Annotated in this window: 12 protein-coding genes; 1 reads left to right on the forward strand and 11 read right to left on the reverse strand. The window is 36.2% G+C overall.

Annotated elements, in window-relative coordinates; translation table 11 throughout:
- From NBX25_RS21705 to NBX25_RS21755, 11 genes are all read right to left on the reverse strand, one after another.
- On the reverse strand, positions 1 to 272 hold a 272-nt coding region (locus NBX25_RS21705), incomplete at its 3' end, for a hypothetical protein (protein ID WP_250255394.1).
- A 3-nt stretch (positions 273 to 275) separates the two neighbouring features.
- On the reverse strand, positions 276 to 2,468 hold the full coding sequence (locus tag NBX25_RS21710; RefSeq protein ID WP_250255395.1) for a hypothetical protein: 2,193 nt from the start codon (positions 2,466 to 2,468) through the stop codon (positions 276 to 278).
- Positions 2,469 to 2,798: 330 nt separating this feature from the next.
- Positions 2,799 to 3,305: a M15 family metallopeptidase gene (locus NBX25_RS21715; RefSeq protein ID WP_250255396.1), complete on the reverse strand. Its 507-nt coding sequence runs from the start codon at positions 3,303 to 3,305 to the stop codon at positions 2,799 to 2,801.
- A 415-nt stretch (positions 3,306 to 3,720) separates the two neighbouring features.
- Positions 3,721 to 5,181 carry a hypothetical protein gene (locus NBX25_RS21720; RefSeq protein ID WP_250255397.1) on the reverse strand — a complete coding sequence of 487 codons (1,461 nt, stop codon included), beginning with the start codon at positions 5,179 to 5,181 and terminating at the stop codon, positions 3,721 to 3,723.
- A gap of 214 nt (positions 5,182 to 5,395) precedes the next feature.
- Positions 5,396 to 6,163, reverse strand: coding sequence for a LytR/AlgR family response regulator transcription factor (locus tag NBX25_RS21725; protein ID WP_123910635.1), 768 nt, complete (start codon positions 6,161 to 6,163; stop codon positions 5,396 to 5,398).
- 73 nt (positions 6,164 to 6,236) lie between these two features.
- Positions 6,237 to 7,556, reverse strand: a complete 1,320-nt coding sequence (locus NBX25_RS21730; protein ID WP_250255398.1) for a RagB/SusD family nutrient uptake outer membrane protein — start codon at positions 7,554 to 7,556, stop codon at positions 6,237 to 6,239.
- 11 nt (positions 7,557 to 7,567) lie between these two features.
- Positions 7,568 to 10,900: a SusC/RagA family TonB-linked outer membrane protein gene (locus NBX25_RS21735; RefSeq protein ID WP_250255399.1), complete on the reverse strand. Its 3,333-nt coding sequence runs from the start codon at positions 10,898 to 10,900 to the stop codon at positions 7,568 to 7,570.
- Between the two features lie 6 nt (positions 10,901 to 10,906).
- Positions 10,907 to 13,492 (reverse strand): zinc-dependent metalloprotease, encoded by a 2,586-nt coding sequence (locus NBX25_RS21740; RefSeq protein WP_502799803.1) that lies wholly within the window; start codon positions 13,490 to 13,492, stop codon positions 10,907 to 10,909.
- 113 nt (positions 13,493 to 13,605) lie between these two features.
- Positions 13,606 to 15,189 (reverse strand): sensor histidine kinase, encoded by a 1,584-nt coding sequence (locus tag NBX25_RS21745; RefSeq protein WP_250255400.1) that lies wholly within the window; start codon positions 15,187 to 15,189, stop codon positions 13,606 to 13,608.
- A 269-nt stretch (positions 15,190 to 15,458) separates the two neighbouring features.
- The gene (locus tag NBX25_RS21750; RefSeq protein ID WP_250255401.1) at positions 15,459 to 16,025 is read right to left on the reverse strand and encodes a cysteine hydrolase family protein; all 567 of its coding nucleotides are present in this window, start codon (positions 16,023 to 16,025) and stop codon (positions 15,459 to 15,461) included.
- Between the two features lie 6 nt (positions 16,026 to 16,031).
- Positions 16,032 to 16,976, reverse strand: coding sequence for an alpha/beta hydrolase (locus tag NBX25_RS21755; protein ID WP_250255402.1), 945 nt, complete (start codon positions 16,974 to 16,976; stop codon positions 16,032 to 16,034).
- A 136-nt stretch (positions 16,977 to 17,112) separates the two neighbouring features.
- Here NBX25_RS21755 and NBX25_RS21760 point away from each other — a divergent pair, with 136 nt between their 5' ends.
- On the forward strand, positions 17,113 to 17,475 hold the full coding sequence (locus NBX25_RS21760; RefSeq protein WP_123857197.1) for a winged helix-turn-helix transcriptional regulator: 363 nt from the start codon (positions 17,113 to 17,115) through the stop codon (positions 17,473 to 17,475).
- The last annotated feature ends 95 nt before the right edge of the window (positions 17,476 to 17,570 follow it).

The raw sequence follows: 17,570 nt of genomic DNA on the forward strand, positions 1-17,570 counted from the left end.
GTATAATTATATACCCCTTTATTAGGATCGTTCATATAATTGATATATGAGTCATATTTTACAAATCCAGTTACAATAGTATTATCATTACCAGGAACTTGATCGACGCTCAAATATTTTGTTTTATCAATAAAAATGTATTTTACGTTATTTACTTTAAATCCATTTAATTGACCTTTAATATCAAATACCTGATCTGTTAACTCATATGTATTTGTTTTAATTCTGACAGGTCTTGGAAGATGAGGAGTTAAAACTACTATATTGCTCATATTTTATACTATTAATTTTTTATACGTTTCGTTAATTTCAAATACTTTAGACATAGATAAATTAGGTAACCATCTGGCATAGCTGTCAGAAACATATACCATATTATCAACAGAAGTCACATTAACATTAATCAAAGGAAACTTTATTGCTAATTTTCCCTCTTGATCTTCACCAATCACGCATAAATTGTATTTTTTGTATTCTATATTTTCAGTTGAGACAAAATAATTAACCTCATCACCTAGCTCATTTTTAAAATAAAATTTAGGATTGTTTAATTGATTGTCCTTAATTATCTTAATCAATTCTTTATTCTCATCATCAGTAATTCCAAGTACCTTTTTACTTGATAGCTCGCCTTGTTTTAAACCTAGTGATAAAGCCATTATAGATATTCCGTCAGGAGTGGTATATTGCTCCGTTTTAAAATAATAAGGTTTTTCAGGCTGATAAAAATTATTCCTTTTATCCGTATAAGAAACTGTTCCACTGTTAGAATTATCCAAATAAGCACTTCTACTTTCATAAAAACCAGAAGTACTTTGTCGTATATTATTCAGCAAAGTCTCATAAGTAACCCTTGGTAAACTTTCCGTACCATTCTTCATGATGATATCTTCTACTTTTTTGGTGGTTACTGTTGCAATATCCTTTTCTCCTTTATTTTCGAAATCAATAAGCAGTAGGTTCTGATCAATAATATAAACAAGCTCATTGGTTCCTTTCGTCTGAATTTTCGGAGTCACATTAATCAATCCGAAAATATCATCAATGTCTTTCAAATCATAAGTTGTACTTACAGCAGGATCACCTGGATTTGGACCAGGAGTTTCAGAAGTAATTTTCACTGTTTTCCCTTCATAAATCAACTGTATAAAAGAAGCAACCGTTTTACCGGCACTTGTTTTATCTAATCTGAAGGTAATAGGTTTCGTGAAATTGGTGTCCATTCCGTTTCCTTCCTCCTGAAGCAGGTTTTTCCCTCTGATAAAATAATCTTCATTGGAAGTATCTTGTAAAACGCCTTGTTTTACGTACATCGCAGCGGCATCGTTATTATCAGTTGTAAGTTGAACTACCAATGATGGTTGTGCAACCAACTCTTTTACCGGCCAGCCTGCCTCAAACTGCTCTAAAGAAAGGTTCGTCGTGGTTGGTCCAATTTTAATATTATGGGTACTTCCTTCCAGATTCTGATTTCCATAGAAATTATAAGATCTCTGTCGGCTTCCCTGAATGTACAAATAAGCTGTTTCAGCTGTTTTAAAGCCTGAAATCTGACTGCCAATTTGTTCTACTGTTTGCAAAACAGAGTTATCACTCATATGGATTTTCCCTTTCCCTTGAGTATGTAAGCCATAAAAGGCTGCTACATCAAGGAACTGAGTAGCAGTTTCCCTGATCAGTTTCTTTTGAAAAGCTGTATTACCAGTAGCCTGATCTAAAACGTAGTCAGCACTTCGGGCAAAAGCCAGATTCAATTGAAATGGGTTTGGATCGTTCGCTACCGTATAGTCTCCTTCGTTCAATACGATATCAATTCCTACACTTCCTGTAGCATTTCCAAGATGCGTTCCTCTTGGGATCATAGGCAGTTCAAAAGCTTTTTTAGGCTGTTCAGTAGCATTACCTCCTGTGACCTCAACTTTAGAGATCTTAAGGAAATAATCATCAATAAGATCAGTTTCTAATTGGGAATTTCCTACCGGAAACCCGATATGCTGAGCCGTAAACTGAGGGACAGTAATTCCCAGCATATTATAGAGTCCCTTAAATTCTTTTCTGATGACGTCTACAAAACCTGTTACTCCTGTTCCATCCTTAATGATGAGGTTGGAGTCAAAGAAGTCGGATCTGTTCAGGCCTCTGTATACGATATATTTGATCGCCAATCCTTTAATCGGCTGATTAAAAGGCTTCAGGATCGCATTTACTTTAGTGGTATCTGTACCACAAGGTTGTAAAAACACCTGTCCCTGGCAAATAGTATATATTTTGCCGGTACCGCTAAGGCTTACTTTGGAGGTGGTCCTGAATACAGTACCATTGGCTCCAAACTTTTCGGCCGGGCTTTGTGAGAATGCTTTTCCTTTCTCCAAGAAGAAGAAAGACTCCGGCAAAAGATCCGGCCGTACATTAAGCCCCTTGCTGTCGGGAGCTGTTGATAAGCTTCCCGATGGAATATTTTGTGGCATTTTTGTGATTTTTGGTGTTAATAAAAGATAAGACGGTGGTAATAATAAGTCTGATAAAACTGAAAAAGTATTCTGAACCCTTAAGGTTAATGAAGGCTGTAAGAATAATAAGCCTGGTTATTTTTTAAAGAGTGTTTTCTTAAAATTTAATATGATTTTTCTTCATGCATCTTAGCGGCTTCAATAATTTTTTTATTCAGAATTTTTTAGGTTTTAACAACTGTTCAATAAGGAAGAAAAGTTTTATTTTTCCGGAAAAGACAAAACCCTTCCTGTACAATCATTCCGGTTGATTGTAATATTGATTTTCACAGTGAAATAATCCCGGGACTATTTCGTAAAAATTACATATCCGGCTTTATCTTTTGGTAAATTTTGTAAGTTTCTCCAGGTCGCGTTGATCTTACGCTCTCCTTTCCAGATAAATCTGCGCTCAAAGTGCGACAGGTCTTTAAAGGTTTTCCAGTTTCCGCCCCATTCCCAGCCATGTTTGGCAAAGATTTTCACACATTCGTACCAGTCGGCTACGCCATCATTATCCCAGTCTTTCGCAGTGTCCCAACTTGCTGCTTTTCCGTCGATAATCAGGCAGATGTCTACCGCTAATCCGTAATTGTGAATACTTTGACCGGCTTTGGCATTGGTGACTTTCTTTCCGGCTTTTGTTCTTCCCTGTGCATATAATGCATCCTGTTCCTTAAAGGACCTTAATCCCTGAGTAATCCTCACTTTTGCTCTCCCGGTAAGGGCTTCATCACATTCTTTTACAATCTGTGTGACTTCTTTCCTTACCAATGGATGGAGATTTTTTATTCTGTTTTCACTTGGTTTATCCATGGATGGTTTACTATTTTGTGATTTGGTGTTTGATTCTTAAGCAAAGCTATTTCAGACTGACGCCAAAACTTGACGTGTTATATTGCATTATAAAAAAATGTGAAATGGTGTACTACCGCAGACCTGAACCTTTATCATCAGACAGGATAGCGATGCTAGACATTTAGATAAGCAAGTGTGCAGTCATTATAGCTTGTTGTTTAATTCTAAAGCAAAAGTATAGGTCTTTAACGTCAAAACTTGACGCAATATATTTTTTTCGAAAAAATTTAATCACAGAAGCAGGACTCACCGAAACTGGCTATTTAATAATGGTGGAAGAGGGAAATTAGAAAGTTTCTACTCTATCATTAAAACAAGAATCCGGCAACAGACTTACCATTCTATTGCCGGATTTATTTATTTCTGTATTCAGTTACTTCTTACATTTACTATAGTCCGAAATAATCTGTATCAGGTTTTGTTCGTTTTTAAGATCAAGGTTTTCACTTTTAAGCTGGTCAGAAACAGACTTACAATCTTTAAGATAGTCTGCCAGCTTTTCAGATAGTTTATCATTGGATCTGTTGTCCAACATTTGCCCTTTAGGCTGCAATTCTGTTTTGATGACATATTTCTGATGCTCCACAGGATCCTGAAGGAGCATAATCTTATTCTCTTTTGCTACCAATCTGTAGAAATAGGAATTATTACCATACAGACTTCCATAATTCTGCATTTTCTTCATGAACTCTCCTTTTACATCCAGTCCGTAGTAACATTCTTCATTTCCATTGGGGGAAACACAAAAATGTACTCCTGAATCGGCATCATATACTTTGGTAGCCATACTATTCATACCTGGTAATCTTTTCTTCAACGTTACACGCTGCCCAAACCGATCGGCTCCATCCTGCGGCAATTTCTGCCCTGTTCTTTCCGGATCGAGCATTTCAAACCAGATGGTAATGGCTCCTTCTGTTTTCTTTCCTGATTTCTCCACCAAATACCCCGGAACATCATATAAATTGATACTGCGATTGACAGCATCATTCATTTTTGCCTGATGAAGTTCCTGATTTTTATAGTAAGCCTGATGTTCAAGCGTATAGCCTTCAATAAAAAGATTGGCAACAAACTCATTGATAAATGCATAATCTGAAGGCGCATAAGGTCTTGTCGCGGTAAAGGTAAATTCATTATTATCAAAGGTTTTTACCAAATAAGTTTTTAATCCCTGATTAGTCTGATACATAGAAGCCACCTTCACACCATCCAGATCTGTCACTTCCAGACATGATCCTGTATTATTGAATCCTACACAGTTAAACGCTTTTGAATACCCAATAATTTTAGACTGATAGCCTCTACTATTGATGAGAATTTCTCCGTTTGATCCCATTCTCGGATTATAGAGGCTTCTGATATTGTCAAGTCTGCTTTTTCTCGCATTATCTTCAGCAATACTGTTGGTTTTTGCAGCCAGATATTTGTCGCCCAAATTTTCTCTCGGAGTACTAAAGAACTTCTCCAATTCGGCTTTATCAAAACCATTTTCATTGAAAAGGTGATATTTTACGGCCAATTGATAAGCTACAATTCTATCTACCTTAAATGAGGTAACCAATACTTCATAAGGAATCTGGGTGGTTTTTCCGTCTGCTGATTTCATATCCAGGTAATATAAAAACTGCTCTTTTGCCAGGGTAACTCCTTTTAAGTCTGCATCAAAAACTTTTTCATTAGCCAGATTATAAAACTCAAAATGGTCTCTGTAAGGTGATTTCAGGATTCCTACTTCCTTTTCATTGAAGAGAATCTTATCTTTTTTCAGCTGTATCTTTTGTGAAAATACTACCCCCGAAAGCATTAAAGTAAGCAATACATATATTTTCATAGTTCCTTGTTTAAACAATTAGTTTTAAGTAGGGAAAATACGAAAAAAATGGATAGGGAAAAGTAGAGAAACTGGAAATGGACATTGAGATTCTTCCTTCGTAAGAAGGACAAATCTTGAAAATTCAAAAAAGGATTTATGACAATATAAAAAGAACTTAAGAATGTATTCTTATTACAAGAACTTCCCTATTCCAGCATCAATATTAGAGTCTTTACTGATTCTTAAGCCAATTCAGACATTCTGTAATCTGCATTTTACTGATAAATACCTCAGCGCTCACTTCCGGTTTCGGAGAAAGTTTTAATTCTACTTTCTGGCTAGAATGTTTGATAATTTCTGTAATCGCTTCTTTATTGATAATAAACTTACGGTTTACTTTAAAGAAAACCTGTGGATTCAGCTTTTGGATAATATCCTTGATGGTATCATCATAAATATAGGTTTGATTATCCATTGTCGTCAGGAAAAGGTATTTCCCGGACGCAAAGAAATAAGCTGTATTTTGTTCATCTACAGGCTTCAGTTTATTTCCTTCTCTTACCATAAAACGTTTCATCACTTCAGCATCGTCTCCCTGACGTAACGTGGAAATAGATTTCAATACAGGTTCAGGGTCAAAATTATTCCTGATGGAAACAAATTTCTGCAATGCCTGATGAAGATCTTCCTCTTCAAAAGGCTTCAGGAGATAATCTATTGTAAAATGCTTGAAAACGCGCATTGCATATTCATCAAATGCCGTAATAAAAATAATAGGAGTAAAAAGTTCTACCTGTTCAAAGATCTCCAGACTCATCCCGTCACCAAGATGAATATCCATAAAAATAAGATCAGCAGCATCATTTTCAAAGAAGTCTATTGCCTTTTTTTTAGAACGAAGAACTACGACTTCCGTAACAGGAACGATGCTTTGTTTATCCAAAAGATCTTTAAGATAATTAACAGCCAGCAATTCATCTTCTATAATGGCAATTTTCATAAATGCAAAAGTACAAAAAAACCGCTAGAACGATTAAGCTCTAGCGGTTTCAGGGGTTGTTAATATGAATATGTTATAAATTAGGATTATTCTTCTTCGCACTCATTGGATATTCTATCGTATATCTCGGATCATTCTGCTGAAGAATATAGTCCTTACCGTTAATGGTATGTTTAATTTCTTTCTGGTTAGCTCTTCTCAGATCAAACCATCTGTGCCCTTCTACAGCAAACTCTCTGGTTCTTTCATCAAGGATGAAACTCATAAAGTCTGCAGCATTCATTGGGGTTATCGTATTCTGAACAGTAGTATATCCTTCCGGCGTATATCTGTTTTTAAGAACTTTTAATAACGTTTGTTTTGCTTCATCAAGTTTATTCAATTTCAGTAAAGCTTCAGATTTTATAAAATACATTTCTGTAGTTCTGAAAGATACCTTAAATTCTGAACTTCCTTTTTTGATGATCTTATACTGACTTCCATTTTTTTCAAAAGAAAGTTTGAACCTTTTATCTGTATTACTATTAAATTTTGAGATCAGTTCAGAAGAGGCAAAAGATAAATTCTGTGCTGCACTGTCAAATACATCATCCAACGCCATAATAGATTCTACAGACATATAATGATGAGGTGCAGTAGCACTTGTATTCAGGTCAACCAAATCCCCTTTCATAGCTAATGCCTGTTCTGCATAATACAAAGCTTTGTTCCAGTCACTTTGATAAAGAGCTGTTCTGGCCTGTAAAGCCATTAATGCAATTTTAGAGAATCTATAGTTGATACCCGCAGTCTGCTTCTGCTCTACCATAAGACCTTCTGCCTTACTCATATCTGCATGAATCAGATTATAAACTTCCTGTACGCTGGATGGCTTCAATACAGCTTCAATATCCATTTCAAGATTGATAGGAATACCTCTGTCTGTAGAAGCTGTAGCACTATTGTACGGTTTTGCATACAGATTAACCATATCAAAATAGGTATAAGCACGCAATGCATAGGCTTCTGCAAGAATTTGCTGTTTCTCAGGAGAATCTGCCATTGTTTTAACGCCTTCGTTAATGATCTGATTCAGGTAAAAAATTACTGAATAAAATCTCACCCATGGAAATTCTGCCGTTGCGGAATCATTATTCGCATCTTTCCACATCGCAATTTCACGATAAACATTGAAATCACTAATATTTTCGTTGATCGTTATCTCATCGGTACGAAGAACTGACAAAGATTTGTGGTTAGGATATTTTGCATACGCTGAGGTAAGAACCTTACGGTAATCGTCAACATTGGTTGGAATTACTTTTCCTTCTGGCTGAATATCCAAAAATCTGTCACATCCTACAGAGGTAAAACTGATAACGGCTAATGCTATAATAGTTGTTATTTTTTTCATTTTTTCAAGTTTTAAAAAGAAACATTAAATCCTACTGTCACAGATTTAGCAATAGGCTGTGCATAAATATTACCATACGTTTCCGGATCAAAATATCCTTTGTATCCATTACTAAATACAAATAGGTTACGTCCTTCCACACTCAGTCTCAAACTGCTGATTCCCATAGGTGCCGTAAACTCTTTTGGAAGTGTATAGCCCAGACGGATACTGCTGATTCTTACATAACTGATTTCCTTTGCCCATACATCAAGCAATCCATACGTATTGGAACGGTTCCCTGCAAACCATTTATTAGCCATCCAGCCATTTGGATTGGCATCCATATCAGGACTTGTAATTCCTGGTAATGAACCTCCGGCTTCATAGATTTCTCTTGTATAGTTTCTTCCTCTGTCCAGCTCCATTCCTCTGTAAGAAGGACTACGCATTACCGTCTGCTTAAAATTGAATGTTGCAGAAACAGTAAGGTCAAAATTCTTAACTTTAAAGTTGTTGATGATTCCTCCTGTAAACTTAGGATCTCTGTCTCCTACATAAGTAAACAGATTTCTCAGTTCTTCATTTGTTAATTTTGTATCTACGAACTGCCCCGGAAGGAAATCTGCGTATACATCATACAGTTTGAAGAAATCTTCAGCAGATACCTTTTCATTTCCTCTCCAGAATAATGGGTTTCCTGAAGCATCCATCCCAGCTGTTTTTAAAGCAAAAATGGCATTTACAGGAAGTCCCTCTCTAGATGGCAACATCGCATTATCACGAGGCTGCTCACTCAATACTCTACTCTTATTGTGAGCAAAGTTGATGGTAGTAGACCATTTGAAGTTTTCTTTATCGATGTTTCTTGTAGATAACGCCAATTCAAAACCTTTGTTCGTAAGGCTTCCCCAGTTCATCATGGTATACTCAAAACCTGATTCAAGAGGAGTTTCTTTCATACTGATCATATCCGTTCCCTTTCTGCTGTATACATCAGCAGTAAGGTTAATTCGGTTTTTGAATAATCCTAAATCAAGACCAAAGTTGACATTGGTTGTTTTTTCCCAACGAAGTTTATCATTTGGCGGACTGATCACATTGATGACATCTTCTCTCATTCCCGGAAGAATATTCGCATAATTGTATTCCCCAATAAAGAAAGGCGAAGTATTACGGTCAATATTTCCCTGTAGACCATAAGACGCTCTCAATCTCAGGTTGGAAACAGGTGTTACATTCTGCATGAAATTCTCCTTCGTTACCAGCCATGAACCGGAAACAGCCCATATTGGAAGATATTTATACTTTTTGTTAACTCCAAATAAGTTCGTCCCGTCATATCTTACACTTCCGAAGAAAGTATATTTCTGATCGTAAGTATAGGATGCTGTAGCAAACATAGATGCATAAGCATTCTCTACAGGCGGCATTTCGCGGTACGTTTCATACTTCTTTTCAGCAGCAAAATTGGCACTTGGGAAAGCAATTGGAGTAGCAGTTCTGGTATTTTTGTTATATCCAAAAGCTCTGGTAAGCGTTGTGTTATCTTCTGTCTTACGAAGCTCCGTTCCTGCCATCAAATCAATTTCATGTACAGAATTGATTTTGGTGCTGTAACTTCCCTGTAATTTCCAGTTGTATTGGAAGAAATCGTTGTCCCAGTTTTGTTTGATATCTCCGGCAGGCAGAAAATATTTATATCCACCGTCTTTATAATAACGGGTTGCCTCCTTCATCTTTCTGGTAAAATACGTCTCTTGTCCGGCATATTTTTCAGTCTTGTTAGTATCATACTGAATACCTAATTGAGACGTGAATTTCAGATTTTTTGAAACTTTATATTCTAAATCCAAAATCGCCTTTAATGAATGGTTTTTCAGCGTATAACTTGTATTCTGTCTTTCTTCAAGGAAGTTGAAAGGAATATAAGTATCTGCAAAACCATCGATATCTTTATCATATCTGTAGCTTCCATCCGGATTAAATGGATTCATGTACGGATTGGCATTTCTTGAATAATTAATAGGGCTTGCAGCAGCATCTGCATCCGTCATAAATGATTCTTTCTCACTTTGAGTCCCGAAAACAGAGATCCCAGCCGTTAATTTATCGCTTAACTTATAATTATTCTTTAAAGTCAGGTTATAACGTTTAAATCCTGTACCAATCGTTGTACCCTCTTCATCATAATACCCTAAAGAGAAATAGTAATCTGAAGTTTCTCCACCCCCGGAAATACTTACTCCATACTGTTTATTGATGGCATTTCTGTATAACAGTTTTCCCCAATCAGTAGTGTTGTTTCTTAACGCATTGATTTGGTTAAGAGTCAATGGACTTAAAGCTCCCAGACCACCAGTTCTAAAATCATTAAGCTGGTTATTCTGAGTTAAAATTCTCATCACCTCTCCTTTATCTGCACGGTAAGTAAGATCTGCACGCTGGGCAAGCATCAATTCAAGATCTACTTTCTCTGATGCATTCATCAGGTTTAATTTTTCAAAATCAGGACGGGCAGTTACGAAAGTATCCGCAGAGAAGTTTAACCTCATACTCCCTTTCTTTCCTCTTTTTGTGGTAATGGAAATTACCCCGTTTGCTGCTCTGGCTCCATAAATAGCCGTTGCTGCAGCATCTTTCAGAATAGTGATATCTTCAATATCATTCGGGTTCAACCCTGCAATGGAAAAGTTCTGAAGCTGGTCAATATTATCTTTATCACTGAAGTTTGGAACATCATTTCCTTCTAATGGAAGACCATCAATTACCCATAGCGGATCCTGTGGCCCAGACAGAGAAGCTGTCCCACGGATTCTGATCTTTGCAGGTCCACCCGGAGACCCTGTTTCCGGAGTCACTACTACCCCGGCAATCTGCCCGGATAGCATCTGGTCTACACTCGCCACCCCAGCCTGGCTGATGTTATCCATTTTTACGGTAGCAACCGCTGAAGTCTGCTTACGTTTTTCAATCTTCTGATATCCCGTAATGATTACTTCCTGAATTTTATTTTTATCTGAAACTTCAGAAACCAATCTTACGATATAGTTTGTTTTATCTTCATTGATTAGAATGATACGGGATTCATACCCTGGAAAACTTACCAGGATAGATTTAGTTCCTACCGGAATTTCCAATATAAATTTCCCGTCCTTATCAGCTACTGTACCTACAGATACACTTTCGATAATTCCGTCCAGATCAGTTTTTGTAGAAACAGACTGCGTTTCTATTTTGATAGATGCTCCTGCAATTACGCTGGAAGTATTACCGTCTTCTATCTTTCCTGTAATGGTCTTTTTTTCCTGAGCCAACGCAACCTGAGCCGCTAAAAGAGGTAAAAGGATTAGAGTTTTTTTCATTGCTGTTTATTTGTTTAAAGCCTCTTCAATACGAATGATTAAATCTGTGTAATGTGCTCTTGAAGCGTCATCACCTCTGTATCTGGTATTGTTCAGTAAATTCAGAACCTTTTGCAGCTCTGCTCTTTTATACGTTGTTACTTCAGATACTCTCTTCATGGATGAATAATTGATGTTTCTAAGGTTTTTACCTTCTTCATGATAGTTGCAGATCATTGGCATATTTAATGTCTGATCTGTCTTCAATGTTTTTACGGCTGTTTTTTCGAATAATTTGTTCACCGAAACAATCAATGCATCCACGTAGTTCTTTTGTGCCATCTTCTCAAGCATCGTAAGGCTTCCTTTCTTGTTAAAAATGGCTGTTCTTACCTGTTCAAATAAGTTTTCTACCGTGTAGATTTTCTCTTTTGAACCAGAAACCTCATGCTTCAACTCGTTCTCAAGGAGTCTAAGCAATCTGTCATCCATAAACAGGGAGTAGATATTAGCATACTGCATTCCTCTCGCTAAAGTATATGGAGTCTGCTCAAATGGTCCCATAGGTGAATTTTTAACCGAATATGTTTTCTCAGTAATCGGATTAAAGAATAACCATTCCGGAAGATTGATCGAGTTTTTAACCAGATAATCCACTGCTCTTTTCTGGGTTTCAGCAGGAACTGCTTCATAGGCCTTTTTCTTATTACCAAAAACCGTATTATTCAGGTAAATCCCTCCTACATTAGCCATTACATGTCCCGTATACAAATCCCATTGGCCAATAACGCCCATGTATAACCTTCCTGCATCTGTATAATCTTTACCATCCTCATAGGTCCATTTTAAAAGATTATTGGCTACAACTTTCAGGTTTTTCATTCCATATTCGCTGGCTTTCATCGCGTCATCACCCAGATCTTCAGACTGCGAACGCGGATCTATTGTTTCCAGGTAACTTTGTTGTTCACCATAGAAATACAACGGATCGTCTTCATGCTTTTCTATTAAATTTCTAAGCGCCTTTTTCTCTACGAATTCATCAGGATACCAACGGTAGCCCCATTCAATTGCATATTTATCATAGATTCCGATCTTCGGAGTGATTGCAGTAACACCATCTTCCGGCTGTGCCACGTAATTGTAACGGGCATAATCCATGATAGAAGGAGCTGTCCCCCCCATTTTATCAGTAAATTCTTTTGAACGAAGCGATTCTACAGGGAATGCAAAAGAAGATCCCATATTGTGCTTCAATCCGAAAGTATGCCCCACTTCATGAGAGGATACAAAACGAATGGCTTCACCCATATATTCATCACTGAATTTATTTCCTCTCGCTCTAGCATCAATAGGCCCTATCTGAATTCTCATCCACTCCTGAAGAGAAGTCATTACATTGTGCCACCAAATGATGTCTGCTTCAATAATTTCACCACTTCTCGGATCTACTACAGATGGTCCCATCGCATTAGACTTAGGAGAAGCAGCGTATGTGATTACGGAATATCTTACATCATCAATATCAAAGTCTTCATCTTTTTCATCCGGCATTTTAGCGATGACAGCGTTTTTGAACCCTGCCTGCTCGAATGCCACCTGCCAGTCATGAACTCCTGCAATGATCTTTTCACGCCATTGTTTTGGTGTGGAAGGATCTATATAATAAACAATCTGTTTTTTAGGCTCTACCAGTTCACCTCTCAGATATTTTTCCTTGTCCTCATCTTTAGGCTCTAAGTTCCAACGCGTAATGAAGAATTTCTCATCCATTTTCTGCTGCTGGTCATTAAAGAACCAATGCTTTTCACTGAAAAATCCTACTCTTGCATCTGCCACCCTTGGTTTCATTGGAACTTTAGGAAGCAATACCAGATTGCTGGTTACTCCAAGTGTCACCGGAAGATCCACACCACCTTCATTCACTGAAGTACTCAGTTGAGATTTAACAACAAGGTTTTCCGGAAATGTTTTTACTCCTTCAATAAAGGAAAGACTTGATTTTACTGAACCACCAAGACCTACATTAGCCAACACATCATTAAAACTTTTCTGATTTCCGTCAAAAACCTTATTTACTTTAATGGCTACCGAAGTAGAATCACTGTTTTGGGCTTCAATATCAAAAACCTCAATGACAGATTCTGAAAAGTTGTCTTTAACAGATTTTGTAATAGCATCATTTTTAGGAGAAGAAACCTTCGCTTCAGAAGTTTTCACCCATACCTTTTTGGCGACTCTGTCCCTGTGAAAAGAAATGATCTTATTTTCATAGTTCATTCCCTTATTAAGGCCTGCCTCATTTACCTGCATTGGTACCTGAGAGAGTTTGTTCACTACCAAAAACTGACGGCCCATCAAACTGTCAGGAATTTCAAAATAAAGATCTGTTTTTACCTGAATGGTATTGAAAATCCCTTTTTTGTAAGTCCCTTTCTTAATCAGTTCGTCAATTTTTTTTGTCTTTTTTGATGATGAAAGATCTGTTTTTTCGGTTTTGTCCTTGGTCGTTTTTACAGTATCTTTTTTCTGTGCCAGAACTGCCGGCGATGCCATGGCTAGTCCAAGATACAGTGCAAGCCTGTAATTCTTCATTAAAATAGTCCGATTCATTCCAAATAGTAAATATCTTAGTTTCAGTTGGCAAAGCTATAGGTATAGTGACTTATATTATATGTATTAGGGAGTGAAAGGTGATTATTCGGGAGTGAGTGGATTTTTTCATTTTAATTCATTAATGGCAAAAAACATATAAAGTTTTCACCATCTACAGAAATATGAAGCGAATTTTGTTTAAAATATTCATAAACCTGATTCAAATAATCAATTCCGAATTTCTCTCCCAGAACAGCCTCCGTTTTGGGCTGATAAGTATTCCTCACAGTAACTCCTTTCTCATCCACTTCTATCGTAATTTCCAAGGGTTGATCTATGGTCGCAACATTATGTTTTATAGCATTTTCCGTTACAATCTGAAGTGACAAATACGGGATTCGTTTCTTTAAACTTTCAGGATTTTTTATAACCAGTTGAAAATTCAGTTCTTCATCAAACCTGCTTTTCAGAAGTTCCATATATTTCTGAATAAAATCAATCTCTTTGGCAACAGGTACAATATTTTCCTTAGGCGGAACAATCAGGTACCTATAGATTTTTGAAAGATTCATGGTAAATTTCTGGGCATTGTCTTTATTAATTCCTATCAGCATATAAAGAGAGTTCAATGAATTGAACAGAAAATGCGGATTGATATTATTCTTAAGCTGCTGAAGCTGGTTAATCACTTCTGCCTTGTGCATTTTTTCATTCTCAATAAACAGCAGATTTTTTTCAGACTGTATTTTTTCTTTTTCCCTGTAAGCTATATTTGTAGACCGCTGGAATAAAATAAAAACCGTTACAATAAGAAATAAGGCAGCCAGAAATATATAAACGGTATAAGCTTTCACCTTATTTGTATTTTCATCAATGATAAAATTGACATGATTCACCACCGCATACCCGTCAAAGTTATCTGTTTTCAAAGGTTTTATAAAGCGTGTAACTTCCATCCCCAAATACTCTGAACTAGCAACTCCTTCTGTGTATCCTGATTTTGTACTACTACACAAAGTATCCTTCGATTGAATATCTGTAAAATTGAAAACATTTTTCCCGATGTACTTCTTTTCAGGATGGGTAATACAAATTCCTTCTTTAGTAAAAACGTAGGCATACGTATTCGAACTTTTATCTACATTGGTAAAATATTGATGAAGATCATCTAAACTTACTGTAGAACCGTAATAAAGAATATTTTTTTCTGGCAGTACAAGAGAGTCATAACTTACCCAGTACATACTATCTTTACGGCTTATCAGAAGGTCTTTAAAATGTCCGGAACCATTATTTTGTATGGTGATAGAGTTTTCTGTTTTATTCCTCTCTTTGAAAAGACCGGATAGAGGGTTATTACTTTCATATTTTCCGGTGTTACTATTGTCATAATAATACCAGCTGTATGTTAACAGGTTTCTTTTTTTATTCAAATCATTTAAAACCAAAGAATAATCTCTATAGTTTTTCAATCCGTCTTTTTGAATCAATTCACGAAGCAGATACTGATAATCTTCAATATTCCTGAATTCACTTTCTACAGATTCATATTTCCTGAAAAATGTTTTTTTTGCAAAATCCTCATTATTTTTACGGTTATCTTCGGCAATTAAAAGGCTTAAAACTGCAAAAGCCACTACTGCAATCAGGCAGGTGGATAAAGCGGCAACGTAAATAGATTTTTGGGATAAGGCGTGTTTAAAGCTAATACTCAATTCTTCTGCATTCTTTATTTCTACAAAAGATCCGGTAATACCTGAAGGTAAAATCTATCATTTCACAATCTTATTTGTAGATAATTTATTCGTTTGCAAAGATATTACAAACATCCCAGGACCATAGAGTGAAATAAAATTATATTAAAACTATGTTAAATACAAACAATTCTGGCAAAAAATAATTAAGATAAAATGGTTTCCTTTCTAAAAAACAAAAACTGCCATACATATAGCAGTTTAAATAGATTCAAGTTTTTAACTTTCTCCTACATCTTTTTTAATAATTCTTCAGCATTCAGGACAGTTGAAAATTCTTCATGCAAATTGGCAAGTGCCATGAGATGAACCAATTCTGCGTCGTATTTTTCTCCATGTATGCCCACTCTGTCAAAAGCCGCAGTAGCATCTGAAATAACATAAGTTTCATATCCGAAATTCCCAGCCATTCTTGTTGTGGTAGAAACACAATGATTGGTTGTAATTCCTAAAATAACTACAGTATTTATTCCCTGAAAATCTAATTTTTCTTTCAAATCAGTTCCTATAAAAGCACTGTTTACATTTTTAGTGATAATACACTCATCATTTTGAGGCAAGACATGATCATTAAATTCAAATCCCGGATCAGATTCATGCAATTTAGATTGAGGATGGGCTGAGCTGTGCCGGATATGAAATACCGGTAAATTCAATTCACGCCATCTTTCCAATATTTTTCCACTTATTTTTTCTGCTTCTCTATTATTTCTGTTTCCACCCCAATAGCTTTCATCAAGAAATCCTTTTTGAATATCAATAAGAATTAAAGCTGGTTTTTTATCTCGTAGTTTCATATTTTTTTATTTAAAAAGTCTGCTCATCATAAACTTTTTGTATTCATCGGTCAAAGAACAATCAAAAAGATCAAATACATGTACTGCTCCGGGAACTACCCATAATTCAGTAGCAACACCTGCCTGATATAAAAGTTGGGAAAACTCAATACCTTCATCTCTCAAAGGATCTAGTTCACAAGCTACAATTGTAGTTTGAGGTAACACAGAAAAGTTACGATAGAGGGTAAGATCTGAATACATTATGCTTTTTCCTCTATTTTCTTTGTCCAGAAAATGCTGCCATGCTATTTCAGCATATCTTCTACTCCATAACGGTGAATCTGTAAATTCTTGCATAGAAGGAGTATTCAGCTTATTATGAATGACCGGATACAATAAAAACTGATGTTTTATATTATTAATATTCTGATCGGCAGCCATCTGAGTGACCGCTGCAGCTAAATGCCCACCAGCGCTTGCCCCCATTATGGTAATCTGCTCAACATTTATTCCCAACTGTCTTTCTCCTTCTCCAATCACCCATTTCAAGGCATCAAAACCGTCTAAAATAGGAACGGGAAACCGATGCTGAGGAGACAATCTGTAATCTACAGATATAATTGTTGCCCGTAATTCATCAGCAATCTCAAACATTTGGCTGTCTACCTGTTCCGGCAAGCCGAAAACATAACCACCGCCGTGAAAATAAATCAATGTTCTATTCCTGTCATACTGCTCAGGTTGATAAATATGAAGCCGTACTTCTCTACCATCCACCAAACTTGGGATGAAAATATCTTTTACCTTGATAGAATCTGGTCGGTGAACAGGATGAGTTTCTGCAAATTCTATTCTTTCCTTTTGGAGCACTTCTGGAGCATTCAAAAATATATTCTCATCGATTTCCAATGAATACGGAACATTATCAATACATGCTTTCAGCTCCTTATTAATTCTATTTAAATCCATAACATTACCCTATAATAAAAGTCTATGAAAACAGCGCATATACACTATATCTCCTGTTTTATTTGTAAATTTAAATCATCAATCCTGAACAGTACAAGTCTGCAACAGATTGTATGGAGCAAACAAAAATGTTAGTATGAGTATTAAAGAAACATCCACCAATAACGAGAATAAAAAAACGCTAGAATCCAGCTGTTCTGAAATTTATGCAGTGAATCTTATCAGTGGTCGATGGATCCTTTCTATCTGCTATCATCTCAAACAAGAAAAGCTAAGATTTTTTGAACTGAAAAACAGAATTCCCAATATTTCCGAAAGAATGCTTACGCTTCAGCTCAAAAAAATGGAACAGGAAAACCTGGTAGTGAAAACAGTGTATGCTGAGGTTCCTCTCAGAGTAGAGTATGAATTATCTGAAATAGGAAAAAAATTGCTTCCTGTCTTAAGCCAATTGGAAGTTTGGGGCAAGGAACATAAAGAGTCTAAGAAAAAGGAATAATTATTTATTATGATTTTGTTATGAAAGAAAAAATACGGACTTACTCTATCCTACTTTTTAAATTGCTTACATAATCAGGATCTCAGGGTCCAAGT

It is taken from the genome of Chryseobacterium sp. Marseille-Q3244 (genome assembly GCF_940807095.1).
GTDB lineage: Bacteria > Bacteroidota > Bacteroidia > Flavobacteriales > Weeksellaceae > Chryseobacterium.